This is a genomic window from Microbacterium dextranolyticum (assembly GCF_016907295.1).
Classification (GTDB): domain Bacteria; phylum Actinomycetota; class Actinomycetes; order Actinomycetales; family Microbacteriaceae; genus Microbacterium; species Microbacterium dextranolyticum.
This window is the reverse complement of record NZ_JAFBBR010000001.1, coordinates 1774832-1801714: the sequence shown is the minus strand read 5'-3', so window position 1 is coordinate 1801714 and position 26883 is coordinate 1774832. Positions and strand designations below refer to the sequence as shown.

The following is a 26883-nucleotide window of genomic DNA, read 5'->3' as shown; positions in this document are numbered from 1 at the left end:
GCGCGTTGACATAGGTCCCGGCTTGGATGTGGCGAGCGGGCTCCGAGCCTGGACGCGGGTCGCTTAGCCCACTAGCGAGCACCCGCACCGTCAGAAAGCACTTGCATCAGACGGCGGAGGTTGCGGGTGGTCGAGCAGATCGTCGAGCGAGAACTCGGCGGGAACGGGGGGCGATTCAGCGCCGCGACGAGGCGGCACCGGGTCGTCGCCGAAGTCCGCGAAGGGGTCGTCGGAGAAGCCCTCGAACGGGTCTGCGAGGGTGGCGGGTGTCGGGGATTCGGGCTGCATGATCTCCCACTTCTGTGCGCGTGGGACACCGCGTGCTTCGAGGAGAGCGGGGAGCCGGAGTGCGTCCTCGTAGGCGACGCGGAAAGCCGCGACGCCTGCCCCTCCCTCCGCCATCGTGACGCCGGAACCCGGCATGTCCCCAAGGCGCCCGAGAAGGTCAGATGCCTCGGGCGCGAACTGTCCCGGGAAGAGCATTCGGAGCGATTCGGGAGCCATCGGAGCGGAACCGGGTACCTTCAGCTGCACCTTCTGTCCGATGTTCGCTCGGAACTCCCCGGGAAGGAACGAGGTGTCGGGACGCTGTACGCCGAGCACCATGTGGATGCCGACGTTGCGCGCCTCGCGACCGAGCTTTCCGAGGTAGAGCCGGATGATCGTCTTTGCGACCCGGTCCTGCTCGAACTCGACCCTGAGGGGGTCGTCCTTGTCGAGAGCCGACAGGTTTGCGGACGAGTCTTCGAGCAGTGATGCGGCTTCGTCGATGATGACGGTCACGGGACGGATGCCCTCCGCGGCACGTACGTCGGCGGGGAGCTTTGCCCAGAACCCGATTCCGTGAGCCTGAAGCACCTTCTGGCGCCGGACGCGCTCCGCGTACACCGTCTCGATGACTGCCCGCGCCTCGGGAAGTGTGGTGACCGCTACCGCGGCGCACCAGGGGTGCAGCGGGGTGAAGTCGACCGCGTTCTTCGTCGGATCGACGACGATGAGATCGTGCCCTCTAGACAGCGCGCCAACGGCGTGAGCGAGAAGGAAGTAGGACTTGCCCGCACCCGTCTCTCCCGCGACCAACCCGTGTGGGACGGAGAGCTTCTGCCCGACGACGCGCGCGCCGGTGTCCTGCCCGTGGGGGATGAAGTCCCACAGGTCGGGGTCGAAGTCGATGGTGAGGTCGGCGAGCGGAACACGCTGCGGGAGCCGGAGCGGATCGCGGCGTTCGAGCACCACGCGACCCGACACGAGGTCTTCCTCGATGCGCCAGTCGGCGTGGGCACCCGGAATGACTAGCACCGCGGCGCGCCAGACGGCAAGCCTCTTCTCGGCGTCCGTGCCCGTCTCCGGCGAACGGAGAACCTGCACGAGGTCGACGATCCGCGGGTTGTCGGGGTCGAGTTCGACGCAGACCTCGACCTCCCAGGGACGAACCTTCAAGAAGCTCGCGAGACGCGCGCGGATCGCCCGCGCTTCGGGGGTGAGGTGCGCGATCACGGCGTTCTTCTCGTGGAGATCGACCTCGACGAGATCGAACCCGCGCTGACGCACGCGCTCGGCGAGAGCGTCCACCTGAGAGCCTTTGAAGTCGCTGCTGAGCGTGAGCCGCTGCGCGTCAGGGCGCTCTTGGACGACGGCGATCATCGACGTTTCCGGGTCGAACTTCCCCGGGGTAAATCCGTGACCGAAACGCGCGTCGAAGGACTCATCGAGCTTCGCACGAGCCGCCGCCGTGTTCGGGAACCCGGGGACGTGAACGCGCGCGGGGACGCTCACGTCCAGTCCTTCTCGTCGAAGGTCGGGATGTCGCTGTTCTCGCCGGCCGGCGAGCCGGACGGCTCCGAGGCGCCCCACGGGTCGTCCTCGTCGAGCGCCGTGACGGTCTCGACGGGCGCGGGCTGCGACAGGTCGCTTTCACCCTCGATCAGACCGCCGGATGCAGCGCGCGCCTGCTGCTTCGCGAACGTTTCCGCTGAGATCGGGATGAGGAGGACTCGCTGATAGTCGGCGTCGGCGATCTCGAAGTGCTGCCCGAGCTTCGTGCGCGCCAGGCGCTCCCCGAGCGCGGTGAGGTCCACATCGACGTGCGGGGTGACGACGATGGCGGCGCCTTCGCCGTATCCCCACGATGCCGCGGGGATGCCGGTTTCGGGGCGCGGCTCGAAGAGCGCGCGGGGGGTGCCGCCGAGCATGGCGGCGAGGGAAGCCTCGATTTCGGCTTCCGCTTGCGCCGTCGCACGAGCGTCGCGAACCGCGAGGCGCCCGAGGAAGACGGGGAGCGGGAGGAGATTCACGAGGAGCGCCACGCCTGCGAGACCGGTCGCGAGACTCTGAAGCCACGCCGGGAGGAACGAGATTGTGACGCTGCGGTAGAGCACGCTCGCAGCGACGAGAGAGAGCGACGACCAGACCCACCACGCGGGGACGTGAGTGCGGAGGAGTCGGAAGAACGCTCGGACACGGAGGGGCGTCTGCGAGAAGGCGGCGACGCGGCGTGTGACGAAGTAGGTGCCGAGGAGACCGAGGACGCCACCGGCAAGCGGCGCGGTGCTCCACAGGACGCCGGTGACGACCCCCATGACGAGCACGAGCGCGGTGGCGAGCACCTGCTCGACGACCGAGAGCCCGTCGCGCTCGACGTGCCTTGGTCGGTCGGCGAGGATTGCCCATCCCGCGGAGCGACCCGCGAGACGGGTGGCGGCACGCCCGTTCGCGCTCCAGCGGGCGATGTCGCGCTGATCGTAGAAGCTCATGATGTGTTCCCTCTTCCTTGATGATTTGGGGCTGTGGTGCGTCAGTCCGCGCGGTGGACCTCGACGGTGAAGACGAGCGGGTGGTCGATCTCGGACGGGCGCAGCTGCTCCACCACGACGCGGTAGGTGCCGGGGGACACTCCGGTTGCGATGAGCGCGAGCCCGCCGTCCTGCCCCTTCGCCTCGAACTTGCCCTCGACGGGGCTGCCATCCGCGCGCTCGAAGGTGATCGATACGGTCGCGTAGTCGAGCGGGATGAAGGCGTACCGCGGCTCGATGAGGAGCGCGGAGCCGCTGCCGTCGCTCTCGATGATCGTTCGAGTGCGAGACTGCACGACCTCGTTTCCGAAGGTGTCAGCCTCGCGCGAGACCTGCGCGGAGAGGGAGCGGGCGGCGGCATCTGCGTCGCTCGCGGTGGAAGTCGCGACGGTGAGCGACGCGATCCCGACGCCGAGGGTGGCGATGAGGAGTGCACCTGCGCCGAGCGCGAGAGCGTGGCGGCGGAGGAAGGGGACGGGGCTGTTCATGGTCTTCTTCTTTCAGCGGAGGCGGAGGGCGCGGGCGCCCTCGCGGTCGGAGATGAACGACGCCGCGGACAGCGTCGAGATGAGGTCGGGGAGGAGACTGACCACACGGAACGTCGGGGTGTGCTCACCCCACGCGATGCGGACGCGGTCGTCGACGACTGCGAGATCGAATGCGTCATGGAACGGGTAGTCGAGAACGTCGTGGAGGTCGGCTGTCGCGACGCCATCGACACTGATCTCGACCCACCGCGAGGTCATGTCATCGGTCGGGTACGAGAGGCGAATGCGCCGCTTGCGGAGCGAGACCTCCTCCTGCGCGATCTCCGCCGCGCGAGCGGCGTCGCGCACGCGCACGAGCGCCTCGCCCGAGTCGTTCGAGATGCGCAGCGTGGTTGCGTCGAGCGGGGTGATCGAGAGGCTCATGGGTTCACTTCCTGTCGCACTTTTCACCCCGTAACGAGCGCCTTTGCCCCGACGGCGAGCCGCTCCCGCACGCGGGATTCGGCGATCCGTACCGCCTTCGGAGAGAGCCCGTGCCGCTGCTCGATTGCCCGCCGTGGCTCCGGTCGACCGCCGAGGGCGGGAGCGAGGATGCGAGCGGCGAGGTCGCGGCTGAGTTCGTCGGCGTCGTCGAGCGTGTCGAGGACTGCGCCGATCAGGTCGCGCATCTCGTCGTCGTCACCGACCGTCTCCTTCTCCTCGCGGAGAGCATCGCGCTCGGCTCGCGCCTCGGCGCGGGCGGCATCTCGCAGCGCGTTGGCGACAGCGTTGCCGACGACATTGCAGAGCCAGGTCGAGAAGGTCGCGTCACCGCTGGGGTCGTAGTCGAAACTGCGGCGGTAGAGGGAGTCGTTGAGCGCGTCACCGACGAGATCGGCGTCCACGCCCGGGAGGCGACGGTGGACAGTCGCGAAGACGCGCCAATGGGTTCGGGAGTGGAGCCTCCCGAGCGCCCGGTCTGCGGCGCGCACGTCCGCCCCGGGGATCGGGGATACGGTGCGCTTGTCTGCGGAGCGCTCATAGCCCGCGCGGTAGAGCGCGAGGTCGGCGGTGTCGGGGTTGATTGCCTCTTCCATGCGCCGTTACACGCATAGAAAGGGGCTCCGCTGGACGGTTTCCCTCGAACTACTCCGTGAGGGTTCCGAGATTCCCTCGAACGTTCCGCATCGCGGCTCGAAGAACCGTCGGCGGAGTCGCGTCGGGCAACGCCTCGTCAATGATGTGCGCGAGTTCGTCGAGCAAGATGCGCCGGTCGGCGAGGTCGCTCGGGATGATCCGGCGGCTGTCGGCATGATCGACCGGCAGATATCGGACGCGACCGGTCACGATTACGTGCACTGTGGAATCGGATGCGGAGATCGCGATCCACAGATGGTCTCTTCCGATCTCGACGAAGTGCCGCCAGCGGAGTGCGGGCGCGGTCATTGTCCACGACCGATCACGTCGCGCTCGGCGACCATGCGGCGCTTGCCGATCTGCCGGGACGGGAAGCTGCCCTCGCGCACGGCTCGGGCGAGGGTTGTGCGGTGGACGCCGAGCAGCGCTGCCGCCTTCGAGACGGGCAGGTAGCGTGCGGTGGTGTCATCGGACATCGACGACCACCCCCTGCGCTGCGAGATGCTTCGAGGCGACCATCGCGGCGTGTGCACTGTCAGGCACGGACACGTCGGCAGTGACCGCGCCGTCGCCGAACTCGATGCGCAACGTGGCGTCGTCGGGGCGGCTGAGGGTTGCGGTGAGATCGGTCATCCGATGTTCCAATCCTTGCGGTCAGCGAGCGTGATTGCCCCTCGGGGGAACATCGCAACCGCGATCTCCTGAACGGTGTTCTTCCGAGGGTTCTTGCGTGGAGTCAGCCAGATGCTCGGGAGTCCGTGCGCGCGGGCTTCGCCTTCGGTCATGTCGAGCCACTCCTTTGCGCGCTTCTCCAGCTCATCCCTGCTGATATCGCGAGTGGGCGTGAATGTCAGTGCGGGTTCGTCGGTGTACGTGGGGTCGCCGTAGTCGATCCCGACTCGGATGCGTGCGATCTCATGAGCGAGAGCCGCATGGTCGACGTTTCGGCGGAAGGTGTTTCCGCTCGCGGCGAAATCCTCAGGTATGGAACTCTCCAGCCCGTTGTTGTGGTTCCCGAAGAACGCGCAGCAGTCGTAGTGGAACTTTTCCTCCTCTTGTGCGCTCGGGTGACATCCGTCGAGCGCGCGAAGGTCATACTCCGCGACCTGAGCGGCGAACTCATCGCTGCTGCGGGGGTCGCGCCGACCACCCAGTTCGACCGCCTCGTACCACTCGTCGGGGAGCGCGTCGCGCACTCGCTTCGCTCGCTCGGCGTGCGCTGCGTCGCCGGTGCTCGTGAAGCGCACCGCATACTCTCCCGCTCGGGCGCGGATCTCCGCATCCGCGCGTCGGATGCGCTCCGCCGCTGCATCGAGTGAGCGTCGTCGTGCCGAGGGGGTCATGTCGGTGCGGTTGTAGACGGCGTCGAAATGATTGAATGCGCGCGCTGCGCGCTGAGCGATGTGGGTGTCGCAGCGGTATCCGCCGCGAGGGTCGTTGCTTGCTCTGCACATGATGGGCGTTCCTTTCGTTCCTGTGCAGTTACACGCTTGTCACGAGTTCGGCTGGACGGTCCCAGCCGAACTTTTCAGCGATCCGCTCCTGGAGCGGTTCGAGGAGGGCGTCGGCGTGGTCGATGAGCGTGCGCGCGCGGCGCTCGGTGAGCTCGAGGCGTTGAGCGATCTCCGCGCGTCCGGGTGTGCGGAGGGTGCCGTTCTCGTTACGGAATTCGCCGGGGAATGCGATGTCGTGGAGGTGACGGAGGAGGAACACGCGGAGCACCTCATCGCGGTCGCGGGCAACCCGTGCGATGGCGACCGCGATGAGAGCATCGAGGATGGTGCGGAGGGCGTCGTCGTAGTCGTGCGCGGACTCGACGGGATCGGCAGCGATCAGGTCGAACGTGTCGAGGAGTTCCCCATCCTGGGTTGTGACGACCGGGGCAGTCTCGTGGAGGAGACGGCGTCGAACCTTGCGCGCCTCGTCGCGCAGCGCATTGCGGATCGCGGCGTGCAGGTAGGTGCTGAACTCGGCGGTCCCGTCCATCTCGAACTTTTCGAGGCAGGAGAGGATTGCGCCGTAGTAGGCAGACTCGACGGTGTCGTCGTCGAGTCCTCGCAGCGATTCGGTCTTGTTGCGAATCGCGAATGCGCGACTGCGGTGCCGCTCGATCAGCAGTGCGATGCTGCGGTCGCCGAGGCGTTTTTCTGCGGGGGTTGCGCCGGGGGTTCGACCTGCGCGGTACTCGGAGAGAAGGGTGGAATCGGGGGTGTGGGCGTCGACCACGGGGCGGATTTCTGCGACTTGCAGAAGCTCTGCCTGGGGAGGCGCTTCTGCGTGCAGATGCCCACTAACCCCGCCTCGGCGGCGTGGTGTCCTGGTCCGTTTTCTGCCGGTTTTGGCTCTTGCGGAGCCGCCGCCGGTTTGCCTGCCGAGCGCTGTTTCTCAAGCGCGCGTTCTCGGGGACTGCCCCCGTCAGGACTTCCTTGTTTTGCGTCGCGGTGAGCGACGGACAGCGCCGAGACGACACGGCTTCTCGCTGTCGAGAGACGGGCGCTGCGCCCGATAGTTCGTGGTCTCCTCTACCGCGAACCCACGCACCTGCGGCGGTGCGCTTCCGGTCTTTCACCGTGTGTGCCGCAAATCGACCAGTCCGATCTGCTCGGCTGGTTGGGATTGCCTCGTCTCCGGGGAGGCGCCGGTACTACCGGTTCGGCTGTCGGCTGCTATCCCGATTCCCCTGTTGAGTTGTGCCCTCAGTCTATCACACATTGCGACAAAAAATAGCTTCTGATCTGGGCAAAAGGCTATATCTGCATCATCGACAGACGAGAAAATATACTTTCAGAACCGCTCGCGCTCTTTCGACGTTGAGGTCGGCACAGAGTCGAGGTCGGGCACGAGCGCGGAGGTGCGTACGTAGATGCCGCGGGGGCGTCCTTCGAACCCGAATCCGGAGGGCTTCGCTTTGGCGCTGTCGGGGTGCACGTCGGGGAGGTCGAGGAACTTCTCCCGGAGCGCCTGCGCGGAGGTGGTGATTCCCATCCGCTGCCGCAGCGTCTCGATCCAGTTCCCCGAGACGGCGATCCACTCGCTGTCGGGGGTGAGCAGCCCGACGAAGTCGGCGCGGGGCTTCGGTCGGATGTGGTTGCGGTCGTTCTCCCACCCGAGCGCAGCCCACTGCTCGGGCTGCACGTCGAACTCGCGGGTGACATAACCGGCGCCTGCGGCGATCTTGTCCCGGGTGGCTTCGAGGATGCGGCGGGCAGGGTTCTGGTCGCTCGCGGCGGAGTCCGCGGCGTTCGCCGTCGCGAGAATCGCGGTCTCGATGTCCTCCCAGTCGGGGAGGAGGTCGTCGAACCCTGCCTCCTCCGCGAACGCGAACAGCCGATCCCACCCGGTCAACACCATCGCGGCACTCGTGAGGGTGCGCGAGGTGGGCAGGTCGTTCAGGAGCTTGCTGCGTCGGCGGTCGACCTTGCGCTCGAACTCGCGGAGTCCTCCCGCGGTCTCGATCTGTGCGGCGAGCCACCGGAGGAAGGCAGCCATGAACGCTCGCGCCCTCCCTGTCGTCTCCCACTGGTGCCGCCACACATCGACGGGAGCCTCGCCGCGCGGGTTGAGGAGCACGTCGCCCGCGCCGAGGTGTGCGACGAGCAGGCGGTTCGCGATGCCCTCGCCTCCGTCGATAATTTGCTCCGATGTGAGGACGCCGAACGACTGCACGGGGTTGGCTGCGCCGATGCCGCGCAGCTTGTTCGACTTCGCGGCGTCGTCACCCGTCAGGTGCATCTGGATCAGGGAGGAGGCGTTGCGGCGCATGTCGGCGTCTGCGGCTGCGGACTCAGCGCGGTAGTCATCCCAGACGCAGAGGCAGTGGCGGCTCCACACGGCGCGCGCTTGCAGACCGATCAGGGACGGCTTCGCGGTGAGGTCCGCGGTCACCTTCTGCGCGGAGGAGAAGAACCCGAGGGCGGCGCGTGCGAGCTGGCTCTTACCCTGACCAGTCGGTCCGACCAGGTTCGCGACCGTCTGCGTGGGGTTAGGGAGGACGCTCGTGAAAACGGTTCCGAGCAGCAGATACGGAGCGGGGTGATCGGGGGTCGTCTGCTCGATGAACGCACGGATCGCCCCCGCCGCGTCGCGCAGTTCTTCAGTGCTCTTTGGGAGGCGGTCGAATCCGATCTCTGCGAGCGCCGGGGGGAGAGCGTCGGGGTTGTCGTCGTCGCTCCCGGGAGACGTGACGGCGAGGTCGATGATGCCCTCTGCCGTGACCGCGCCGCGCGGGGCGACGTAGGTCCACGAGCCGTCGATCTTCGCCCACCCCATCGACTCGTAGGCGACCCGCTGATCGCGGGAGCCGTCGTGTGCTCCGAGTTCGGAGATCACGTTTTCGAGACGAGCACGGTCGACAGCGGCGAGCGGCAGGACGAGCCCCGCCTTGTGCAGCAGCGAGCGGAGCTTCTTGAGGTCGTATGCGACGACCTCCGAGACGGGGTTCGTGGAGCGGTAGCGTCCGCGGCGGGTAATCACCTCCGGGTAGAAGCGAGTCTCCGCGGTCGCGCGCGTCTCCCCATCGCGGGTGATCCGGTGTGCCTCGTGTGTCACGGGGAGCCAGGGGACGAAGTCGGCGACCTGGACGACCTTATCGACCTCGATCTCATCGCCGTTGTCGTCCTTAGTCCTGACCTTCTTCGTTGTGACGACGGCAGTGTCCACACCGGCAATACGGACGGTAGTGCCCTGTGAGAGGTCGACCTCGAACGGCTCGTCCGAGGCGAGCAGATCGGTGATGTTCGCGGCGTCCACGGGGTTGTCCTCTCCGAGCCCGCTCGTGTGCGGCTCAGGTCGTTACACGCACGTCGCGGTCTCGGCTGGACGTTTACAGGCGACGGATTTTCGGAGCCGACGCGAGAGCGTGTGTGTCGCCCGAGATGCGACGGATCACGGCGGCCGGCGGCGCCGGCCGCGTCGGCGCGTCGAGAGTGCGCACCGTTCCGGGGCGGGGCTTGCGTGCGGGAACGAGGGCGATGAGGTCGTCGAGGTCGGCGCAAGCCGCCAGATCGTCGTAGAGGTCGCCGTAGTCGGCGAAGCCGTTCTTGTCGATCCGGCGATAGCGGACGACGAGGCGCGCTGCGAGCGACCAGGATTCCTCCGGGTCGGCACCCTTGCGCGCAACGACCTGAGCGAGCGCGTAGAACGCGTTGTAGAGATCGAGTTCGGCGTGGGTGTCGGGGATCGTTCCCGCGAAGTGCGCCCAGTCCTCGCGCACCCCCTGCCCGTAAATCGAGAGGAGCGGAGTGCCGTCGTGGTGGACGAAGACCCCGCCGTTCTTGCCGAACGGATGCTGCGGATCGACCGCCCCTCCATTAGTCCACGGGAGCAGGAGTGACCCTGCGTCTCCGGTGCGTCCGGCGTAGTCGGCGTCGAGGAGGTCGATCAGGATCGTTTCGAGGTCACCTTCCACTGCGAACAGGTCACCGGGCGTGAAGTCGTCGAGGCTCCCTCCCGCGGGCACAGCGCTCTTGTCGCCGCCGCGACTTGTTCGCCCCTCGGCGGTGCGTGCTCGCTTCTCGGGCTCAGGGGGAGCGGGGAACAGGGTGAGGAGATCGTCGATCTCGTAGTCGTCATCGGTCGTCTCTAGCGACCGCTCAATGGTGACGAGGGTGCCGGGGTACTTCGGGCAGGGAGTTCCGGCGACCCGGAGGACGAGAGCCTGATTGTTGAGCGGTGCGAGGTCGATATTGAAGCCGTCTTCGCGTGCTCTCGCTACCCACCAGTGCCTCCACCCCGCGTAAAGTGCGCGCCCGCGAGGGTCGTGCTGCACGTCCACCGGTTCGGAGAGCGTGGCGTAGATGTGGAACCCTCCGCCAGAGTTCACGATCAATCCCGGGATCGCGGGGCAATCGTTGATCCACTGTTCGAGCACCTCGCGGGGAGGATTCGTAGACGATTTGTGGTCACCTTCCGCCCAGTCGAGGTCAGCGGCGAGGAGCGTGTGTGCGAGCACGTCGTTCTTGCCGCCCTGACCGCGGGTGCCGCCGCGGCGCACGCCGATGCCGAAGTAGCAGGCGGCGTCCTTGCGGGCGTTCCGCTCGATCCGTGCCCACGCCTGTTCGGCATCGCGGACGGGTGCGGTTCCGACGAAGCCGTCCCAGACCAGCCTCCCCTCACGGTCGGGGGTGTTCGTCGTCATGCTCAGGACGGCGTTGTCGTCCAGTTCGCCGAGTGCTGCGAGGTGTCGGTCGAACAGGCGTGTGTGCTGCTCGTCCCACGCGTCAAAGTCGAGGGTCATCGCGTTGCCGCCTGGCGCTTCGTGCGGCGCTTGTGCGGCTCCGCATTGACCGCGCGGAGCCGTGCGTGGTCGCGGTGGTAGAACCACCAGTCGTCGGCGATCTCGTCGTCGGCGATTCGCCACCCGCCGCTGCCCTCGATGCGCTCGACCGGGATCGCGTCGAAGCCGCCCTGCCCTTCGAGCCAGTCGGCGGCGAGTCGCTGGAAAGACGGCGCATAGTGGTCGATCTCGTACCCGGGTTCGAGGGGGCGCTTCGTCAGTGCGCAGATCGCGGGGATCTCTCCGGCAGCGATCTTGTCGCGGTAGTCGCGAGACTGGTCGCCGACCTCGTGGCGCAGAGCCGCGACGGCCCTGCCGTACGCGGTAGGGGCGGGCTTGAAGGTGCGTGTCCACGAGATTTTGTCCGAGCGTCCGTCGCTGAGGATCACCCGGCAGGCGGTCCCCGCGGGGGACTCAGGTTCGAAGCGGAGCTTCACGATCTCGTCAAGGCGGTCGCCCCACGAGTAGTGGTTCTCCAGCGCGCCCCGCAGCACTTCGAAGCGAGGATCGCCGGGGCGGAGCCAGATGCGCTGGGGGATCGTTGCGACGAAGCCCCGCAGTGCGAGGGTCGCGGCTTTGGTGGTCGTGTGGGGGGTGCCGTTGAAGGCGATGGTTCGAGTTGCCATGCGCCGTTACACGCACGCCGACAACTCCGCTGGACGGTTCCTGGGCTTGTCCAGGCTGTCCAGGCTTGTCCAGGTGGGGGTGGACAGCCACGAACCCTTGAAAACAGTGGGCAAAACCCCCTATTTATATAGGTTGTCCAGGTGTCCAGGTGAAATATAGGTACGTCACACGGAGCGCACCACACACCCCTCACGCACCCGATCTATCCCTATATGTAAGTGCCTATCCCCGTGCAGCCTGGACAGCTGGACAAGACCGCCGCGATCCCTGTCGAGAGTAGGGAAGTCGGGGGTGGACAACGGGGTGGACAAGGGTGGACAGCCTGGACAAAACGCGGTGGAATCGGCACACTTTGTCGGTGAAAGCGTCCAGCGGAGGGCTGGACATGCGTGTAACGACGCATGACCACGATCACAAATCGCTATCCCGGAACCTGCATCAACTGCGACGTTCGCGTCGAATCCGGCGGTGGAGTCACCGCCAAGCGCAACGGACGGTGGGTTGTCTGGTGCGCGGAGCACGACCCGAACCGCCCAGTCGAGTTCGTTCTCCCGGCGGTTCAGACCGTTGCCGTCGCCGGGACGAACGCCGAGCGCCTCATGCCGCACCAGGCAGCGGTCGTCGCAGCGGTTCAGAGCGGCTCTCGCGCCCTTTACCTCGCCGATGAGCCGGGACTGGGCAAGACGGCTACTTCGCTCGTCAGCGCGGCGGCAGCAGGCGCTCAGCGCACCTTGGTCGTCGTCCCCGCCGTCGTAAAGACGAACTGGGCTCGCGAGGTCGAAATGTGGACGCCCGGGCGCGAGACGCTCGTCCTCGACGGTCGCAAGAGCACCCCGATCCCCCGGGAGGCGGAGGTCGTCATTGTCAACTACGACATCCTCGGCGCACACCTTGACGCCATCCTCGCGTGGCGTCCGGATTCGCTCGTCGTCGATGAGGCTCACTACGTGAAGGATCGCAAGGCAGCACGCACGCAAGCAGTCGAGAAGATCGCCACCGCTGTCGGCAGCGGATTCAAGACGTACCTCTCCGGCACTCCGATCCCGAACCGCCCCATCGAACTCGCGGCGCCGCTTGGGCACCTCGGTCTCATCGACAGTCTCGGCGGCTTCTGGGCGTTCGCTAAGCGCTACGCGGGCGCTGTCCAGACGAAGTACGGCTGGGATATGAATGGCGCGACCAACCTCGGCGAACTGAACGAAAAGCTCCTCCGGGTAGGTATGGTCCGTCGCCGCAAGAGCGAGGTCACCGACCTCCCCGAGCGCACCGTGGTTGACCTGCCGGTTTCGCTCTCCGGGGAGGGCGCGCGCGACGTGAAAGCTGCACAGGCAGCGCTGGTTAAGCGGCTCGTCGCAGCGATCAAGGATCAGGCGAAGAACGACGGCGTCCGCGCCAGGGACATCGACTTTGACCTCGTCCGCCGCATCGTCGGTCGAGAGTTGAGCGGCAGCGTCGGGTTCACTGAGATCAGCCACCTCCGCAAGCTCCTCGGTCTCGGCAAGGTCGATCTCGTCGTCGCGCAGGCGGAGTCGCTCCTGACCTCAGGTCCGGTCGTCGTCTTCGCACACCACCGTGAGGTCGTCGAGGGGATCGCCGCAGCGCTGTGCGCAGCGGGGCACCCCGTCGGCACGATCCTCGGCGGGCAGAACCCGGATGCGCGGCAGCGAACCATCGACGGGTTCCAGGGCGGCGACCTCGATGTGATCGTCGCATCCATTGAGGCGAGCGGTGTCGGCATTACGCTGCACCGCGCATCACAGGTCGTCCTCGGTGAACTCCCGTGGACCGCGGCAGGGCAGGACCAGGCAATCGACCGCGTTCACCGCATCGGACAAGACGAGCCGGTCACCGCGTGGCGAGTGATCGCTTCCTCGACGCTCGACAAGAAGCTCGCCGACACGGTCGCTGCTAAGGCGGGAATCGCGGCGGCAGTCATCGACGGCGAGGACCGTGCTCAGGCGCAGGGACAGTCGTTGTCCGTTCTCATCGCGGAGGTTGTCGCTCGGTCGATGAAAGTCGAGATCCCGGGGCACGAACTCGCTGCGTGAGCCGCACCGCCCCGACACAAGCCCGTCTAGGAATGCCCCGGTTGCTCGCCGGGGCATTCTCTCGTATCTGACTGCGCAGACCTCACCCCAGACACAGGCTGAGGACCATCGCGAACGCGCGGCATCATCGAGGCGACGTACACCGGTCGGATCGGGACGCGGGTCAGGGGTTGTCGAGCTCGATCGGGTTGGCTCGATGGTGCTTTGCCGAGGCGATGACGATGGGCAAGTTGTAGTTGTACGACGGTGTTCCTTTGTTGACGCCCGAGAGCTTCCTGCCAGCATTCAGGAAGACCGTCCCCGGGGTCGTGTACGCGTACAAGTCGTCCTCATGATCGTTCTGAGACCCGTGATGTGGTGCGGCGACAGCGCAGAGGGGCGTCCCGAGCTTTGCTTTCGTCAGTTTGCTCTTGAGGTTTGCCCAAACGGCAGCCTCTTTCAGAGGTAGGTCTCCCGTATGCAACCACCCGTGCGTGCAGTCAATGTCAGCATGATTTGCTGGTGTGGTGACAGTGCAAGCTGGCGATGGTAAATCGGCTCCGTGTAGAAGCGCGAGCGAAGACCAGTTTGTGATGTGAGCTGGCAGAACGTTGACTAAGCCCGCGACCTTGTTCATGGCTTTGCGGATGGAAGGGCGGTGCTTAGCGATGATTTTCGCGTGATCCTTCGTATCATTCGGGTCGAGCTTTGCGCCCGAGATCAGGCGGTCAAGTTCCGTTTTGAATGCTGCTTCGAACCCCGGAGGAGTGGGCATCTTGATCGGGAGCAACGTCCATGCACTGAGGGAGTGTGCAAGCGGTTTACCCTGTGTGCGCACAGAGCCCGTTGTCCCCACGCCGTCGCCCTCCGCAGTCACCCGGATAACATTGCCGACGCCAAGCCGTTCGAGGAATTTGTCCGCTTCTTCATCGGATGAGACAAGGTTCGTGACCGCGGTTTCCTTCTGCCGATGGTTGTTCCGGGCTTGAGTCAAAAGCTTCTGCACAGGGGAGAGCCAAGGTAGGACAACATTCAGCACCGTGATCTGCGGCACGTGGCGCTTCAGCGCGTCCAGGAGTTCGACCAGACCATTCACGTGATCCTCGTCGATGTGGGACAGGAAGATGTAGTCGACCCGCGAGATACCGTAGCTCGCGACCCCAGCGCTGAAATCGTCGATTGCGCTCAGCAGAAGAGCCTTATGGGGCTTCGCGCCTACGTCGTAGACGTAGGTCAAGCGATCGTCGAGCGACGGCGCACTCGGGTTGACGAATGTTGCGTGAAAACCGCCATGACCGACGCGATATTGTATCCGTTTCGCAGTCAGCCGCGTCGTCGCACCAGCCACCTGACCCCCTGAACAATGGACCTCACGGGACCGAGGTCATGCCGTAACGCTAGCGGCTACCGGTTTCAAAGGCGAGTGCTCTGAGAGGAGTGTCTCTCCCCCGCGCCGTGTGCAGAATGTGGAGCGGGCGCGTTGCGGTAGTAATCCTGTCGAATGCGTTGTCCCTACGGGCGTTCGACTTACCCGCTCGTCGCACCCCTCTCATGGGCTGACGGTCCGCAACCGAACGTAGCCGCTGCGCGATTGTCACACGAAGGACTGTCGCAGGCTCAATTAGCGCGTCGCCCGCACCGCCCGAACGCGAGCGCAACGATTACCACGACCGCGGCGCCAATCGTCACCGGCAAGCCGTCCGTTGTCAGCCACACGACGAACTGCCCGAGGCTGACGAAGACGAAGGCGGAGATCAGCGCGAGCACGTACAACGCGAATGCGACCGCGACGAGTCCGAAGAACCCGAGGGTGAAGAGCGTGCGCATGTCATGCCGCCTTCGGGAGGATGATTGCGATTCCCCGGGTGACCTCGTCGGTCGACCAGCCCGCGCGCAAAAGCTTCTGCCGCAACGCGCCCCGCAGCAGCGCGACGACCTCGCGCTTGCTCTCGTCGGCGACGACCCCGGCGCACGCCTCGCGCATCGCGCCCACCCATTCCCGGGTCGGCGTCTTCGGGACCGCACCGACGTGCGCGAGCAGCCCCGGGAGCACCTTCTCGTGGACCGCCTTCTTCTGTGCGCGCGATCGCTCCGCTGACGCAGCGCGCTCCGCAGCCTCGACCGCGCGCCCCGCCTCGCGCTCATCCCGGAGGCGAGCCGGCTCTCCCTCGCTGAGGGTGCGTGCGGCATCAACGAACGCTCGCGCGTCGTCCGGATCGAGCCCCGCAGACCGGAGTGCACGGCGCGCGCGGGTGCGACGACCTTGGGGGAGTGCGTCCTCGGCTCCGAGTGCGCGGAGAAGCGCATACTGCCATGCGGCATCGGAGAGCGGTCCGTACCCCACGCTCGGCTCGGTGACCGCGCGCAGAACGGCAGCCGCATTGGCGGCGCCGCCGTTCGATACGGGAGATGCCTCACTCTCTCCCGCCAGTAGATCGACGAGACCCACGGCTGTCGGGTTCGATTCGAGTGTGCTGCTCACGCTCGCAGGCAGCTTGGCGAACCGCACGCGCCCGGGCACACCGCGACCTCGGCTGAGCAGCGTGAGCGTCCCGCTCTCGACGAGCTTCCGCACGCGCGCGCTCACCGCAGTGTGTGTGACTCCGAGGGTGACGCCGAGGCGCTTGCTCACGAGCGCCGAGTCCCACGCATTCTCGTCGTCGAGCATCCCGAGCGCGAGCACGGCGATCAGTGCGGCATCACCCGCAGGGAGAGGCTGAAGCAATGCCGCCACAGCGCGGCGCGCGATCCGTCGCCTCCGCACGATGGGGGATTCCGCGCCATGACGCTTCGCGGCAGCGGTCAGCGTCCGCCACGCCGCCGTCTCGGTGACGATCTGCGCAACCTCAGCGTCCCGGCAGCGCGACCGGAGCCAGACGCGACACCGTCCGGCGGGCACGTTCTCGGAGTGAGCACGAGCGAGAACAGCGAGCACGACGGCGGTCGCGGGACGACCGGCGCGCAGCGCTGAGGTGAGCACCGGACCGAGCGTAGCGTCGAGCGCGGGGAGGTCGAGCGAGTTTCGTGGCGTCATCAGTTCCGTATATCTCTATTAGGGACTCCCTACGGGTAGTCCCTATATTAGCAGATGTGATCGGATAGTGCATTACCACTCAACGAAGCGCAGCGCAAACCGACACGCGGGGCGAGACGCGGGCAGCGCGAGACGCGGGGCTCAAGCCGCAGGCGGCAGCGCAAGCAGAGGTCGACTCAGCGGCAAGCCGGAGGGAGCCCGCAGGGCTCCGCATCGAGGTCGGCGCAGCGAGAGGGCGTGGACGCAGGGCGGGGGAGCGGAGCAGGTCAGAGGGAGCAGTAGCCCGGAGCATGCACAGGGGAGCAGCGCGGGGCGGACGCCGGTACGGGGAGCGTTTCGAGGACGAGGGTCGGTGCAGGGAGGAGGGTCAGAGGGAGTGTGATGAGACCTACCTATTTCTTCTCTTCTTCCTCTTCTCTAGGTTCTGTTCTGCTGTGTGAGTGTCTTCCCTCTGAGTGCTTGGGGAGCCGGGAGCATGCGTGGAGAGTGCGTGTGCTTCGGTATGCCGGAAGGTTGTGCGAGCGGAGGGCGCCGCGAAACCGATGTGTAGCGTGGGACGTATGGCTGCTGATCTGTTCGAGAGGTTCCGCACGCGGCACGAGATCCGCGCGATCACCGTTGACGCGATCCGCGAGATCACAGCCCTCGAATGGACGCGAATCGAAGCACGGAGCGAGATCCCCAATGCCCCGGGAGTTTACGTGTGGGCGACGCGTGAGGCGCCGCATGCGGTGGTTTACATCGGGAGCGCAAGCAGCGCCGTTGGGCTTAGTGACCGCGTCGGCGAAGAGATCGGTTGGCGAAACGATCACGGCATCGAGGTCGGCAAGGATGCCCTGCGCGATGAGCCCGCAAGTATGGTCGTACTCGCTCGCGCGCCCTTCGTTCGCGTGGCGTTCGAGGATGACCTTATTGTCTTTGTCGCGGAAACCGCACAGCCTCAGTGGAGTCTTGATAAAACCGCCGTCGCTCTTCCCGAAACACCGGAGCAGTGGGAGGGCTTCCTTACGGCTTGCGCGCATATCGTGTCCGGTCGCCGGGCGTCCATCGGGGGTGGCGCCTGGAATCAAAAGGCGACGACTGTGGCGGAGCAGATGTTTCCCGCCGCGTGGGCTCGCCTCCACGATCTCAAGAGCGTTTGAGACTTACTCCCACACCGGCGCGAGGAGCGTGTCGAGGTCCGTCTCGAAGGCGCGAGCGAGGAGCAACCACGTCCGCAGGTCGCCGCGGTACCTGCCGCTCGCGAGGTTCAGCAGCGTCTGGCGACTGATCCCAGATCGTTCGGCGAGTTCCTCGTAGGTCCACCCCGCCGCGTGGCGGCGCGCGTCGAAGATGCCGCGCAGGGCGTCGAGATTTGGCTCAGGGGGAAGCATCTTCCCAGTCGAGTCGATCACAGTTCGCGAAGCAGTACAGCACCCTGTACTTTCGGTACAACATGCTGTACCGAGCGGCGGTGCAGCGAACGAAGAGGGGGTCGCGATGCGAAAGCGCGCGTTTGCTGTGGCGGGGGCGTCTATCGGTGCCGTTCTATTCTTGGCGGGGTGCGGAGCGGGGGGTACACTCCCGCTCGTCAAGCCGGAGCCGACGAAGACGTGGTACTCGATTGACGCGAGTGAGGGCGGAACCATCTCGCTCGCTGACACCTACAAGCAGATGGGCGTCGGTCGCGTGCTTGTGTGTATTTCCGACAAGCCCGTCACCATCTCGGATACCAAGGACTTCACGCCGATGAGCGGTCAGCCCGAAGAAGCGGTAGCGCAGGGCGACGGGAGCATCCTCGTGACTCCGAAGGACGGAAGCCTCATTTCGGTGGGGATGCGTCCTCCTGGCGCTGCACAGACGGAGGGGCAGTGGGTGCTCCTGGAGATGTCGTCGAGTAACTGCTCCGGCTGACCGACCATGATCCCCCGGTGACCTCCGACTGGACAGCCGGCGACCTCGCCCGTGCGCTCGGCGAGGGCATGGAAACCGACTTGTCTCGTGCCCTCGCCGATCTGAGCGTGCTCGCGCTCAGCGCACGGGCTGAGGCGCGCGGGGAAGTCTGGGATGCGTCATGGGAGGATGCGCATGCACTCGGGTGCCGCCTCCGAGCCGTGATCGAGGCGCACGACGGAGCGGCAGAAAGACACACATGAGGGCGTGGATCTCATCCCACAAGAAGACCGCTGTCGGCATCGCGCTCGCAGTCGTGCTCCTCATCGCGGACGGCACGGTCGGCGGCATCGCCGTCGCGAACCACATCGCGCAGGAGCAGGCGCACGCGACCGCCGTGCAGACGTACACGGATGCGACGACCGCGTACGCCCAGGCGAAGAAGGACAACGCTGACGCCATCGGTGCCGCCGCGCAGGCGCGCAAGACCGCTGAGGCGACCGTCGCCGACATCGACGCGACGATCTCCTCCGCCTCCGACTTCGCAGACGCGAACGCCACCGCGAAGCTGACCGCCGCCAAGACCGCACTGACCGGCGCGCTGTCGGGCGACCTCGGCAAGAGCGCCGATGTCCCGAAGACGGATGGCGGCATCCCCACGGTCGGCGACGAATCGGAGAACGGCGCGCTCGACGATGCGTCGGCGAAGCTCCGTGCGGCAACGTCCACGCTCTCCACGCAGACGCAGGCGCTCACCGCCTTCACGAAGGCTCTCGGCACACAGGACATCGCCGACGCCGTCAAGGCGGGCAAGGTCGATGTCGCGAACGCGGTCATCGCGTCCGGTCAGGCGAAGCTCGACGCATCGGGCTCGGCGGGAGACGACACCCGTAACGCGACCACGGCGGCGCTGAACGCGCTGAAGACTCAGTCCTCCGCGCAGGCGGTCACCGCCGACGCCATCAAGGCGGTCGTGGACACCGCGAACGCCGTCAAGGCGGCGAACGACGCCGCTGTCGCGGCGGCACAGCAGGCTCAGCAGGACGCCGCGAACGCGAACTCCGGCGGCGGCAGTGACGACGGCTACTCCGGCGGCGGTTCGGGATACTCCGGCTCGCGCGGCAACGGTGGTGGCTCCGGCTACTCCGGCGGCGGCAACGGCGGCGGTTCGTCCTCGGGCGGTGGCTCCGGCAACGGCGGCTCCTCGGGTGGCGGTTCGTACTCCGGCGGTGGCGACTCCTCTGGCGGCGGTTCGTCGTCCGGCGGTGGCTCCTCCTCGTCCGGCGGTGGCGATTCGTCTCCTTCCAGCCTGACGGTTACGGGTGGTGCCTCGGAGGGCAAGAGCGGTCACTGCGCTCGCGTCGGTAGCGCCTCCTCCACGGGCGGCTCCATCTTCGCTCCCGGCGGCGTGACGAACTACACGAAGTCGTGGACGGGCTCCAGTTGGAACGTGACGTGGTACGTCTGCGAGTGAGTCCGACCATGATGGCGGCGTGACCATGGACCCCATGCCACTCCTCTCGCGCGATCAGCGGGAGGGGGAGTTGCCGGAGGTGCTCTATTGCATCTACCGGCACCTCGACCGATGGTTCGACGCATCCCGCCGCGGGCGCCACGCGGACACGCTCTCCCGCATCGACGTTGCCGCGCTCTCCCCGCGCGTGCGCTTCCTCGCGTGGCAACTGCTCGTGCTGAGCGGGCAGGCGCGCCCCGTCCTCGACGCGCTCCCGAACCTGCGCCCGCTCGCGGAACAGCGGCACGTACCGACGCCCATCGACCCACCGCTCGTGCTCTCCGAACGTCCCCGGCACTCGTGGGCATACCTGCGGGCGGTCGGCATCTGGCTCTGAGCAGCCGACCATGATGCGTGCATGGATCACCCGCTGCGCACGCACCGCCTCATCCCCGCCGACATAGAACTTCCCGCACTCGGATCGACTGAGGAGGTTCCCGCACCGGACAAGGTCATCCACCTCCGGTTCTTCTCGACGAGCGGGAGCGCATACTGGCTGCTCGCCGAATATGACCCGGAGACCGGGCTTGCGTTCGGCTTCGCCGAGGTCGTTCCCGGGTGTGGTGAGTGGGGCTGCTTCAGCGTCGCCGAGCTCAGCGACCTTTTCGTGCGCCGTCCATTCCCCGTCTGGATCGAGCGCGACTTCTTCGTCACCCCGAAACCTTTCCGGTGTGTCACGCGCTGACGCTAGATGAGCGCATCGGAGTGCGGCTCCGGGGATTGGGAGCGCGCACGATCCGCCGTGCGCTCACGTACACGATCCTCGTGGCGGCGCACGACCAGGGGCGCTTCACGATCCTGGCTGTCGAGGGTTGGCGGTATCCGAACGGCGGGCGTCGGGATGCGACCTGGCGCGTGCGTGGGGTGAAAGAGTACGCAGCCGCGGAGGGGTGGGTGCGCGCCCCGGAGGGGTAGTCGAGGCTACCGCACACCACTTTCCTGAAAAAACTTTGCCCCTGGTCGGGAGTCTTTTCTGCGCGCGTTCGGCGGGCAATTCGAGCGCGATCCGGTGCTAGCGCGAATTGTCCGACCATGATGTCCGCAGGTAAGCCGGGAACCAACTCCCGGCTATAGCTGGTCGACCGCCTGGTCGGACGCACGGGTCAAAGAACGTCGTCAGAGGCGCTATTTGTCGCGCCTCCGAACAGTCCAAGGGGGCTGTTCGCCGCTGCAGGTTGGCTCCTACCCCAACCCCCAGAAACCGCCCAGAACGGGCAGTCAGGAAAACACAGTGAACGGTACCACTCTCGCCAGAGACATCATGGTCGGCTCCGACGTAGTCGCGGCTTTCAGCGCGGCGCAGCACCCCGCGTCGTGGGAACGACGAGTCGTCGCTCTCGTACAGCGGCTCCACCCTCGGCTCCTCGATATCGCGCGGACGGCGAACGCGAGCGCCGGTGGTGACGCTACCACTCTGCGGGGGCTCCATCTCGCGCTCATCGACCACGTCGAGGAGTCGGGTCTCCTCCTGTATAGGGAGGGTGCGTCCGGTTGGGACGACCGGCGGATTCTCGATGAGGCGATGCGTCGCGCGCCGCGAATCACGGACGCGAGCCTGCTGGCTGGGCTCGCCGAGGCGGCGGTGTGGCTTTCGCCTATCGAGCAGCAATGCACGCAGGCGGTCGCGCGTACCGTTGGTGGTCTGGGGCGAATCGCTCGGCGGGTCAATGCGCAAATCGAGGGCATTGCTCCGAGCCTGCGCGGACACGCGCTCATGCTCGCTTGGACGCAGGCGGGGCGGGGGAACGTCCCGCTGAACATGTGGCGCGCGACGTTCCATGCGGTCGGCTACACGCACGATGGTCGCGCCGTACCGCGCCCGCGTTCGGTGCCGACCTTGTACCGCGCAGCGAACCCTGCGAGCAAGACAGGGTGGTCGTGGACCGACAGTCTCGCATTCGCGCGGTATTTCCAGCGCATGACCGGCGCGGGCGCTGTATGGGTCTTGGAGGGGGTGCCCGCCGTGGCGGTTCTGGCACGTTACGACTCGCGCGGCGAGGCGGAGTGGGTCATCGACATGAGCAAGGTCGACGCAACTCCGTTGCCGATGATCGGAGAGCCGGAGCAGCCCCGGATGGGAGTCGCCGTTGCGCCGATGTCAAAGGGAGCGCGCAAGAAAGCCGCGCAGCGCGCACGTCGGATGCGAGTGGCATGAGCGCCACGCTGACCGCCGGGATGCGACAGAGCCTGCTGGACTACGTGGTTTCCGTCGGCGACTACCGCCCCGTTGAGATCGCCTCAGGTGACGCCCAACTCTACGCAGCCTGACCCCAGATGCCTGGGGCGGCGCCACGAATCGCCGCCACCCCAGGCAAAATACGCGCCGCGCCTGGGGCGGCGCCACGAATCGCCGCCACCGCAGGCAAAATACGCGCCGCGCGTAAACTGAGAGACCGCTGAGAGTGGCGCAGAGCCGTTACTAGGATTACGCGGCGCGCGGTAGCATGGAAACATGAACTGGGGAGAGGAACCCAGAGGAACTTGGAGTACGAAATGCAGATCACCACCGCGAACGAAACCCGTATCACGGCAGCCCTTGCAAAGGCGCAGCCACGTGCACGCACGAACGTCGCCACCGTGAAAGATGTCCGCACGGCAGTCGCCGATGCGGAGCAGCGTCTGACCGCCCTGGGAATCCCGAAAAAGCTCTGGAGGGGTGTCAAGTTCGCCTGGCTCACCGCGGGCATCCCCGACCACACGATCTGGGAGGGCGGCGGTCACCGTATCCGGTACAACGCGACCGTCCCTGCCACAGAGTTGCGGCTCGAACGTACGGCAACCGGCTGGCGGCTCGATGAGATCATCCGCGTCGAGCTGCGTTCAGGGATGTCGGTGGACGCGGGAGACCGCCTCGACCTGACCGATGACGCGCTCCGCTACGTCACCACCCGGCGTGCCGCCATCATCGAGCGCCGCATCGACACCCTCCGCGCGTCCCTCGACGCGGAGGTGGCTCTGTTGGAGAGGTATGAAACCGCGCTCGACACTCTGCCCCGCTCGCGGGCACGGTTCGAGATCACCAACCTCCCGTTCGCATGACAGCCCGCGACCCGGCGGATGTGATCATCTCCGTCCGCCGGGTCGCCCCAACCAAGGAGCCACCATGACGCTCGCAATGACTTTCGTTGCCGGAATCGACCTCGGTGCCCCGGCTCAGACCCTCTCCGCCCCGCTCACCGTTCCGACCCCGCGCCCCGCGCGCTCCCACATCGCCACTCAGGAGGCACGTCATGTCCGCTGACCCCAAGACCCGCGCCCTCGTCTTCGGTATCGACCGCGGCTCGCTCGGCTTCACCCCCGCGATCCGTGCGCGCGTGCGGCGTTCGTCGTCGCTGCACACCGTGCTCGAACTCGACTCCCGTGATCTCCGGTTTGGGGCTGTCGGAGAGGTCGTCTTCTACATCAACGGAAAGGCGTGGGGAGGTCGCACCGTGCGCCGCCTCCACGCCTCCACGTACGAGGTCGATCTCGACCCCGAGCCCATCGAACATCTCGGCGTGACGGAGGTGCTCTGGTGAGCGCCCGTCGTGCAGGGTTCCTCGGTGACAGCCGAGGACTCGCCGTCACTGCTCTACTGCTGGCGGCGGGCGTCTCGGCTGCGCTCTTCGTGGTCTCCTACCAAGGTCTCGCCGCGGCAGGCGATGCTATCGGGCTCGGCTCTGCGCGGTGGATTGTCCCCGTCGCCCTCGATGGCGGCATCCTCGTCGCTGGTCTGCTGGCGGCGGTGCGGCGAGGTCAGCGCCGCAAGGCGCACCTCGAAGTGGCGATCCTGTGGTTGGCGACCATCGCGTCGAGCGCAGCGAACATCGCCGCTCACATGTCGCGAGGCGATGGCTGGCTCGCGGTCGGCGTCGCCGCAAGCGCACCTTGGTTCTTCCTTGCACTTACGGAGTCGATCATTCGCACCGTCGTGCAGGACGAGGTCGTCGAGCGCAAGCCCAAGCGTGCACCCAAGCCCGCCGCCGGTGCCGAGGCTCCTGAGTCGCTGAAGCACGCCGCCGTCGAGTCCTCGAAGCCCGCGCCCCGGAGCCGTCCTGCTGCCGTCGAGGATGCGTCGCCGAGCGCGGAGGAAGCTGCGCTCCTGGAACGCCTGACGACGCTCGCGCGCGACCCGGCGTCCCGTGAGCGCGGCACGGACGCATCGACGGCGCTCACCGAGACCGCCACCGCTCTCGCGGATCTCGGGTGGGGTGCAACCGCGCTCGCGCGCCACGTCGGTGACCCCGACCGGCACCGCATGATGGACCGAATCCGTCGGGGGAGGGCTGCCACTCGCGCAAATGCCGCGTAGCGCGTAATATGTGCTCTGATATGACCGAATACGTCCCCCTCCACGACTTTACGCGCGCAGATACCCACGATGCTCTCGCGGCTCTCCGCAAGGTGCGCGAGAAGCAGGACGCCGTCCGGGCGAAGCTCGCCGACCTCGACGTGGTCGAGCTTGAGGCTGCGCACGCCGCGAAGGCGGCGGGGGCGTCGTGGCGTGAACTGGCGCTGGCGGCGGGGCTTGGGGGTCTGACGGCGGCGCAGCGCCGGTACGCGCCCGCCTCGATCTCGGAGCGACGAGAGGCTGTCGCCGCATCCAAGGTGCCCGGGGCGAAGGTGGCTCCCGACAACCTCCCCGGCGTCTCGCTCGCCGAGGCAGCGAAGCGGCTCGGCATCACGGAATCGCAGGTCCGAACGCGCGCCGACCGGGGCGAGATCAAAACGGTCACCGCGACCTACCGCGGTCGCGAGGTCCGTCGCATCGTCCTCGATTGACATCTCTCGCGAAGCCCCCTCTGCGGAGGGGGCTTCTTCGTGCGTGGAGATGACGCGCGGCGCGTAATCTGAGCATTTGCTGAGAGTGCTCCAATTGACTTGCCGACTACCGCGCCGCGCGTAATACTAGACATATCAGGTCCACCACACGATGAGAGAGGGGAGGTGGATCACCGACCATGCGAAACACCACGACAATCACGCAGGCGCTCAGCGCCGCGACTCATCGCCACGGCATCGCAATCGGCGCGGTGGTCTTCCTCTTCGCTCTTATCCGCGCCACCGTCCGCTGAGCCAAGGGAAGAGGGAATCCCATGCTCGCCTACCGCTCCGTGGATTTCCGGGACGGCACAGAGTGAGGTTCTTCTCTCCTCCCACCGTCCCCGGCTCCTCCTAGGCGAAGACCCCCACGTGCAGTCTGCCGTGGGGGTCTTCGTTTCCCCACGTTTATCCCCACGCTTTCGCGGAATCCCACGCTTTCCCCACGCTTTCAGCCGCGGAAATGCCGGAATTACGGGGCAGAACAGGCGTCAGCTATGTTCAGTGGGTTCTGGGTTCGAGTCCCAGGGGGTGCACCGTTCACGAAAGGCCTCCGCTTCGGCGGAGGCCTTTCGTGTGTCCGGCGGCCGAGTGGCGGTCAGCCCGCGTCGCCCATGAGGACGGCGACAGCCTCTTCGGCGGCATCCGCCTCGTGCCCGTCGATGCGGGCGAGCGCTCCGCGCCCGATGAGGATCGTCAGAGCGGAGATCAGCACCGAGATCCCCGCGAAGACGAACGGCACCGACGCGCCGAAGGCGGCGGCGAGCGCCGCCGCGATCGGGGGAGCGGCCGCCCCGCCGAGGAAGCGCACCGCCGAGTACGCGGAGGATGCCACGGAGCGCGGAAGATCGGTCGCCTCCATCACCGACTCGGTGAGGATCGTGTTCATGAGGCCGAGCAGCAGTCCGCCGACGATGATGCACGCGACCAGCGCCGCGGGCGAGCCGACGACGATCGCTGCCGCGAACAGATCGAGCGCCAGCAGCGGCAGGACGAGCATCATGGCGGTGCTCCGCGGCAGGCGGCGCAGCAGCACCGGGGCCACCCAGACACTCGTGACGGCGAGGGCGACACCCCATCCGAAGAACGTCAGACCAATGCCCATGGCTCCGAACTTCAGCGGGAACGGCGAATAGGCGAGCAGCACGAAGAACCCGATGTTGTAGAAGAGCGCCGCGACCGCGAGCACGGCGAGGGCTGGCTGGCGCAGCGCCCGGAACGGGGCGGACAGCGGCACGGGTACGCGCTTCTCGTCGGCACCGCGCAAGAGCACCGTCACGGCGATGAAGGCGATCGCCATGAGCCCGACGACGCCGAAGAACGGACCGCGCCAGCTGATCTCGCCCAGAATCCCGCCCAGCAGCGGTCCCACGGCGATGCCGAGGCCGAGTGCCGCTTCGTAGAGGATGATCGCCGCCGCCGAGCCACCAGAGGCTGCGCCGACGATCGTCGCCAGCGCGGTGGAGATGAACAGGGCGTTGCCGAGGCCCCACCCGGCGCGGAAGCCGATGACGGCGTCGACACTTCCCGACAGGGCGCAGAGGAGCGCGAAGACCACGATGAGTCCCAGCCCCACGAGCAGCGTCGCCTTCGTCCCGATGCGCGACGAGATCCAGCTCGTGAAGAGCATCGCCAGGCCCGTGACCACGAGATAGCTGGTGAAGAGCAGCTCGGTCTCGACCGGCGAGGCCTGCAACGACTCCGCGATCGCGGGGAGGATCGGGTCGACCAGGCCGATGCCCATGAACGCGATCACACAGGCGAACGCGACCGCCCAGACCTGCGCCGGCTGACGCCAGATGTTCACGCCCGCCGCGCCGCTCATCGGGCGACCTCCGCCACGCGCGTGCGTTCGGCGACGATGTCGGCGGCGCGTCGGATCGTCGCCCAGTCCTCGTCGTCGAGATTCGCGAAGCGCGGGGCGAGTGCCGCGCCGAGCACCCGCATCCATTCGTCGAATGCGGCCCGCCCGGCCGGTGTGACCGACACGACGGTGGCGCGCGAGTCATCCGACGCGGTCTGCCGCTCGAGCAGTCCCGCATCGGCCATCTGGGCGACCAGCCGGGTCATGCCCGGCTGGGTCACGCGGCTCAGCGACGCGAGGTCGCCGATGCGCTGAGGGCCGTGCTCGCGCAGCAGCGAGATCGTCCGCCATTGCGCCGCGGGGGCCTCGTTGCGCGTCTCGAGCGAGGCGACACGCGCCAAGGCGTGCGCGCCGACCACGAGACGGAGAAGATCGTCATCATGTTCCATGCCCACAGTATATAACCAAGGTATGCAATGGGTCGCGAGGAACGCTGCGCAGCCTCACGCTGCGAGAACGTGTGGCCACGCGGCCGG

At 66.9% G+C, this 26883-nt stretch carries 32 protein-coding genes; 13 read left to right on the top strand and 19 right to left on the bottom strand.

The features are described from left to right. Positions 1–90 precede the first annotated feature (90 nt). The 13 genes from JOE64_RS08320 to JOE64_RS08260 all read right to left on the bottom strand — a co-directional run bounded on the left by JOE64_RS08320 (position 91) and on the right by JOE64_RS08260 (position 11296). Positions 91–1776: an FtsK/SpoIIIE domain-containing protein gene (locus tag JOE64_RS08320; protein WP_204963825.1), complete on the bottom strand. Its 1686-nt coding sequence runs from the start codon at positions 1774–1776 to the stop codon at positions 91–93. After that, on the bottom strand, positions 1773–2753 hold the full coding sequence (locus tag JOE64_RS08315; protein ID WP_204963824.1) for a hypothetical protein: 981 nt from the start codon (positions 2751–2753) through the stop codon (positions 1773–1775). The genes JOE64_RS08320 and JOE64_RS08315 overlap by 4 nt, the downstream gene beginning before the upstream one ends. 41 nt (positions 2754–2794) lie before the next feature. Further along, positions 2795–3280, bottom strand: a complete 486-nt coding sequence (locus JOE64_RS08310) for a hypothetical protein (RefSeq protein WP_204963823.1) — start codon at positions 3278–3280, stop codon at positions 2795–2797. A 12-nt stretch (positions 3281–3292) separates the two neighbouring features. Then, complete coding sequence (locus tag JOE64_RS08305) at positions 3293–3703, bottom strand: hypothetical protein (protein ID WP_204963822.1); 411 nt, start codon at positions 3701–3703, stop codon at positions 3293–3295. Between the two features lie 23 nt (positions 3704–3726). Beyond that, on the bottom strand, positions 3727–4356 hold the full coding sequence (locus JOE64_RS08300) for a sigma-70 RNA polymerase sigma factor region 4 domain-containing protein (protein WP_204963821.1): 630 nt from the start codon (positions 4354–4356) through the stop codon (positions 3727–3729). A 49-nt stretch (positions 4357–4405) separates the two neighbouring features. After that, positions 4406–4606 (bottom strand): hypothetical protein, encoded by a 201-nt coding sequence (locus tag JOE64_RS08295; protein WP_204963820.1) that lies wholly within the window; start codon positions 4604–4606, stop codon positions 4406–4408. Between the two features lie 95 nt (positions 4607–4701). After that, positions 4702–4872, bottom strand: coding sequence for a helix-turn-helix domain-containing protein (locus tag JOE64_RS08290; RefSeq protein ID WP_204963819.1), 171 nt, complete (start codon positions 4870–4872; stop codon positions 4702–4704). Further along, entirely contained in the window at positions 4862–5029 is a 168-nt protein-coding gene (locus tag JOE64_RS08285) for a hypothetical protein (protein ID WP_204963818.1), read from the bottom strand. The genes JOE64_RS08290 and JOE64_RS08285 overlap by 11 nt, the downstream gene beginning before the upstream one ends. Next, positions 5026–5592: a hypothetical protein gene (locus tag JOE64_RS08280; RefSeq protein WP_204963817.1), complete on the bottom strand. Its 567-nt coding sequence runs from the start codon at positions 5590–5592 to the stop codon at positions 5026–5028. The genes JOE64_RS08285 and JOE64_RS08280 overlap by 4 nt, the downstream gene beginning before the upstream one ends. 286 nt (positions 5593–5878) lie before the next feature. Further along, the gene (locus JOE64_RS08275) at positions 5879–6622 is read right to left on the bottom strand and encodes a sigma-70 RNA polymerase sigma factor region 4 domain-containing protein (RefSeq protein ID WP_204963816.1); all 744 of its coding nucleotides are present in this window, start codon (positions 6620–6622) and stop codon (positions 5879–5881) included. A 558-nt stretch (positions 6623–7180) separates the two neighbouring features. Further along, positions 7181–9145, bottom strand: coding sequence for a hypothetical protein (locus JOE64_RS08270; protein WP_204963815.1), 1965 nt, complete (start codon positions 9143–9145; stop codon positions 7181–7183). A 73-nt stretch (positions 9146–9218) separates the two neighbouring features. After that, on the bottom strand, positions 9219–10631 hold the full coding sequence (locus JOE64_RS08265; protein WP_204963814.1) for a hypothetical protein: 1413 nt from the start codon (positions 10629–10631) through the stop codon (positions 9219–9221). Continuing rightward, positions 10628–11296, bottom strand: coding sequence for a hypothetical protein (locus JOE64_RS08260; RefSeq protein ID WP_204963813.1), 669 nt, complete (start codon positions 11294–11296; stop codon positions 10628–10630). Before JOE64_RS08260 ends, JOE64_RS08265 begins: the two co-directional genes overlap by 4 nt. A 402-nt stretch (positions 11297–11698) precedes the next feature. Here JOE64_RS08260 and JOE64_RS08255 point away from each other — a divergent pair, with 402 nt between their 5' ends. Beyond that, a complete protein-coding gene (locus JOE64_RS08255; protein WP_204963812.1) occupies positions 11699–13345 on the top strand; it encodes a DEAD/DEAH box helicase in 1647 nt (548 codons plus the stop codon). 163 nt (positions 13346–13508) lie between these two features. On the opposite strand, the gene JOE64_RS08250 is transcribed toward JOE64_RS08255, so the two are convergent. The 3 genes from JOE64_RS08250 to JOE64_RS08240 all read right to left on the bottom strand — a co-directional run bounded on the left by JOE64_RS08250 (position 13509) and on the right by JOE64_RS08240 (position 16358). Next, a complete protein-coding gene (locus tag JOE64_RS08250; protein WP_204963811.1) occupies positions 13509–14672 on the bottom strand; it encodes an MBL fold metallo-hydrolase in 1164 nt (387 codons plus the stop codon). Positions 14673–14941: 269 nt separating this feature from the next. Beyond that, entirely contained in the window at positions 14942–15151 is a 210-nt protein-coding gene (locus JOE64_RS08245; protein WP_196323444.1) for a hypothetical protein, read from the bottom strand. A 1-nt stretch (position 15152) separates the two neighbouring features. Then, positions 15153–16358, bottom strand: coding sequence for a hypothetical protein (locus tag JOE64_RS08240; RefSeq protein WP_204963810.1), 1206 nt, complete (start codon positions 16356–16358; stop codon positions 15153–15155). Between the two features lie 560 nt (positions 16359–16918). Between JOE64_RS08240 and JOE64_RS08235 the strand changes: the two genes are divergently transcribed. Then, a complete protein-coding gene (locus tag JOE64_RS08235) occupies positions 16919–17500 on the top strand; it encodes a hypothetical protein (protein ID WP_204963809.1) in 582 nt (193 codons plus the stop codon). 3 nt (positions 17501–17503) lie between these two features. On the opposite strand, the gene JOE64_RS08230 is transcribed toward JOE64_RS08235, so the two are convergent. Continuing rightward, complete coding sequence (locus tag JOE64_RS08230; protein WP_196323795.1) at positions 17504–17731, bottom strand: helix-turn-helix transcriptional regulator; 228 nt, start codon at positions 17729–17731, stop codon at positions 17504–17506. 106 nt (positions 17732–17837) lie between these two features. On the opposite strand from JOE64_RS08230, the gene JOE64_RS08225 reads away from it, so the two are divergent. The 11 genes from JOE64_RS08225 to JOE64_RS08175 all read left to right on the top strand — a co-directional run bounded on the left by JOE64_RS08225 (position 17838) and on the right by JOE64_RS08175 (position 24504). After that, positions 17838–18251 carry a hypothetical protein gene (locus JOE64_RS08225; RefSeq protein WP_204963808.1) on the top strand — a complete coding sequence of 138 codons (414 nt, stop codon included), beginning with the start codon at positions 17838–17840 and terminating at the stop codon, positions 18249–18251. 238 nt (positions 18252–18489) lie between these two features. Then, positions 18490–19704, top strand: coding sequence for a hypothetical protein (locus JOE64_RS08220; protein ID WP_204963807.1), 1215 nt, complete (start codon positions 18490–18492; stop codon positions 19702–19704). A 34-nt stretch (positions 19705–19738) separates the two neighbouring features. Then, entirely contained in the window at positions 19739–20080 is a 342-nt protein-coding gene (locus tag JOE64_RS08215) for a hypothetical protein (RefSeq protein WP_204963806.1), read from the top strand. A 21-nt stretch (positions 20081–20101) separates the two neighbouring features. Further along, a complete protein-coding gene (locus tag JOE64_RS08210) occupies positions 20102–20428 on the top strand; it encodes a DUF2958 domain-containing protein (protein WP_204963805.1) in 327 nt (108 codons plus the stop codon). A 35-nt stretch (positions 20429–20463) separates the two neighbouring features. Further along, on the top strand, positions 20464–20658 hold the full coding sequence (locus JOE64_RS08205) for a hypothetical protein (RefSeq protein ID WP_204963804.1): 195 nt from the start codon (positions 20464–20466) through the stop codon (positions 20656–20658). 607 nt (positions 20659–21265) lie between these two features. Then, on the top strand, positions 21266–21898 hold the full coding sequence (locus JOE64_RS08200) for a hypothetical protein (protein ID WP_204963803.1): 633 nt from the start codon (positions 21266–21268) through the stop codon (positions 21896–21898). 338 nt (positions 21899–22236) lie between these two features. Continuing rightward, positions 22237–22782 carry a hypothetical protein gene (locus JOE64_RS08195; RefSeq protein ID WP_204963802.1) on the top strand — a complete coding sequence of 182 codons (546 nt, stop codon included), beginning with the start codon at positions 22237–22239 and terminating at the stop codon, positions 22780–22782. A 64-nt stretch (positions 22783–22846) separates the two neighbouring features. Further along, complete coding sequence (locus tag JOE64_RS08190) at positions 22847–22984, top strand: hypothetical protein (protein ID WP_204963801.1); 138 nt, start codon at positions 22847–22849, stop codon at positions 22982–22984. Beyond that, on the top strand, positions 22974–23261 hold the full coding sequence (locus JOE64_RS08185; RefSeq protein ID WP_204963800.1) for a hypothetical protein: 288 nt from the start codon (positions 22974–22976) through the stop codon (positions 23259–23261). Before JOE64_RS08190 ends, JOE64_RS08185 begins: the two co-directional genes overlap by 11 nt. Continuing rightward, positions 23258–24034 (top strand): DUF2637 domain-containing protein, encoded by a 777-nt coding sequence (locus JOE64_RS08180; protein WP_204963799.1) that lies wholly within the window; start codon positions 23258–23260, stop codon positions 24032–24034. The genes JOE64_RS08185 and JOE64_RS08180 overlap by 4 nt, the downstream gene beginning before the upstream one ends. A 20-nt stretch (positions 24035–24054) precedes the next feature. Continuing rightward, complete coding sequence (locus tag JOE64_RS08175; RefSeq protein ID WP_204963798.1) at positions 24055–24504, top strand: hypothetical protein; 450 nt, start codon at positions 24055–24057, stop codon at positions 24502–24504. A gap of 637 nt (positions 24505–25141) precedes the next feature. Here JOE64_RS08175 and JOE64_RS08170 read toward each other — a convergent pair. Together JOE64_RS08170 and JOE64_RS08165 are read right to left on the bottom strand one after the other, a co-directional pair. Next, a complete protein-coding gene (locus JOE64_RS08170) occupies positions 25142–26368 on the bottom strand; it encodes an MFS transporter (RefSeq protein ID WP_204963797.1) in 1227 nt (408 codons plus the stop codon). After that, positions 26365–26796, bottom strand: coding sequence for a MarR family winged helix-turn-helix transcriptional regulator (locus tag JOE64_RS08165; RefSeq protein WP_204963796.1), 432 nt, complete (start codon positions 26794–26796; stop codon positions 26365–26367). The genes JOE64_RS08170 and JOE64_RS08165 overlap by 4 nt, the downstream gene beginning before the upstream one ends. Positions 26797–26883 lie beyond the last annotated feature (87 nt).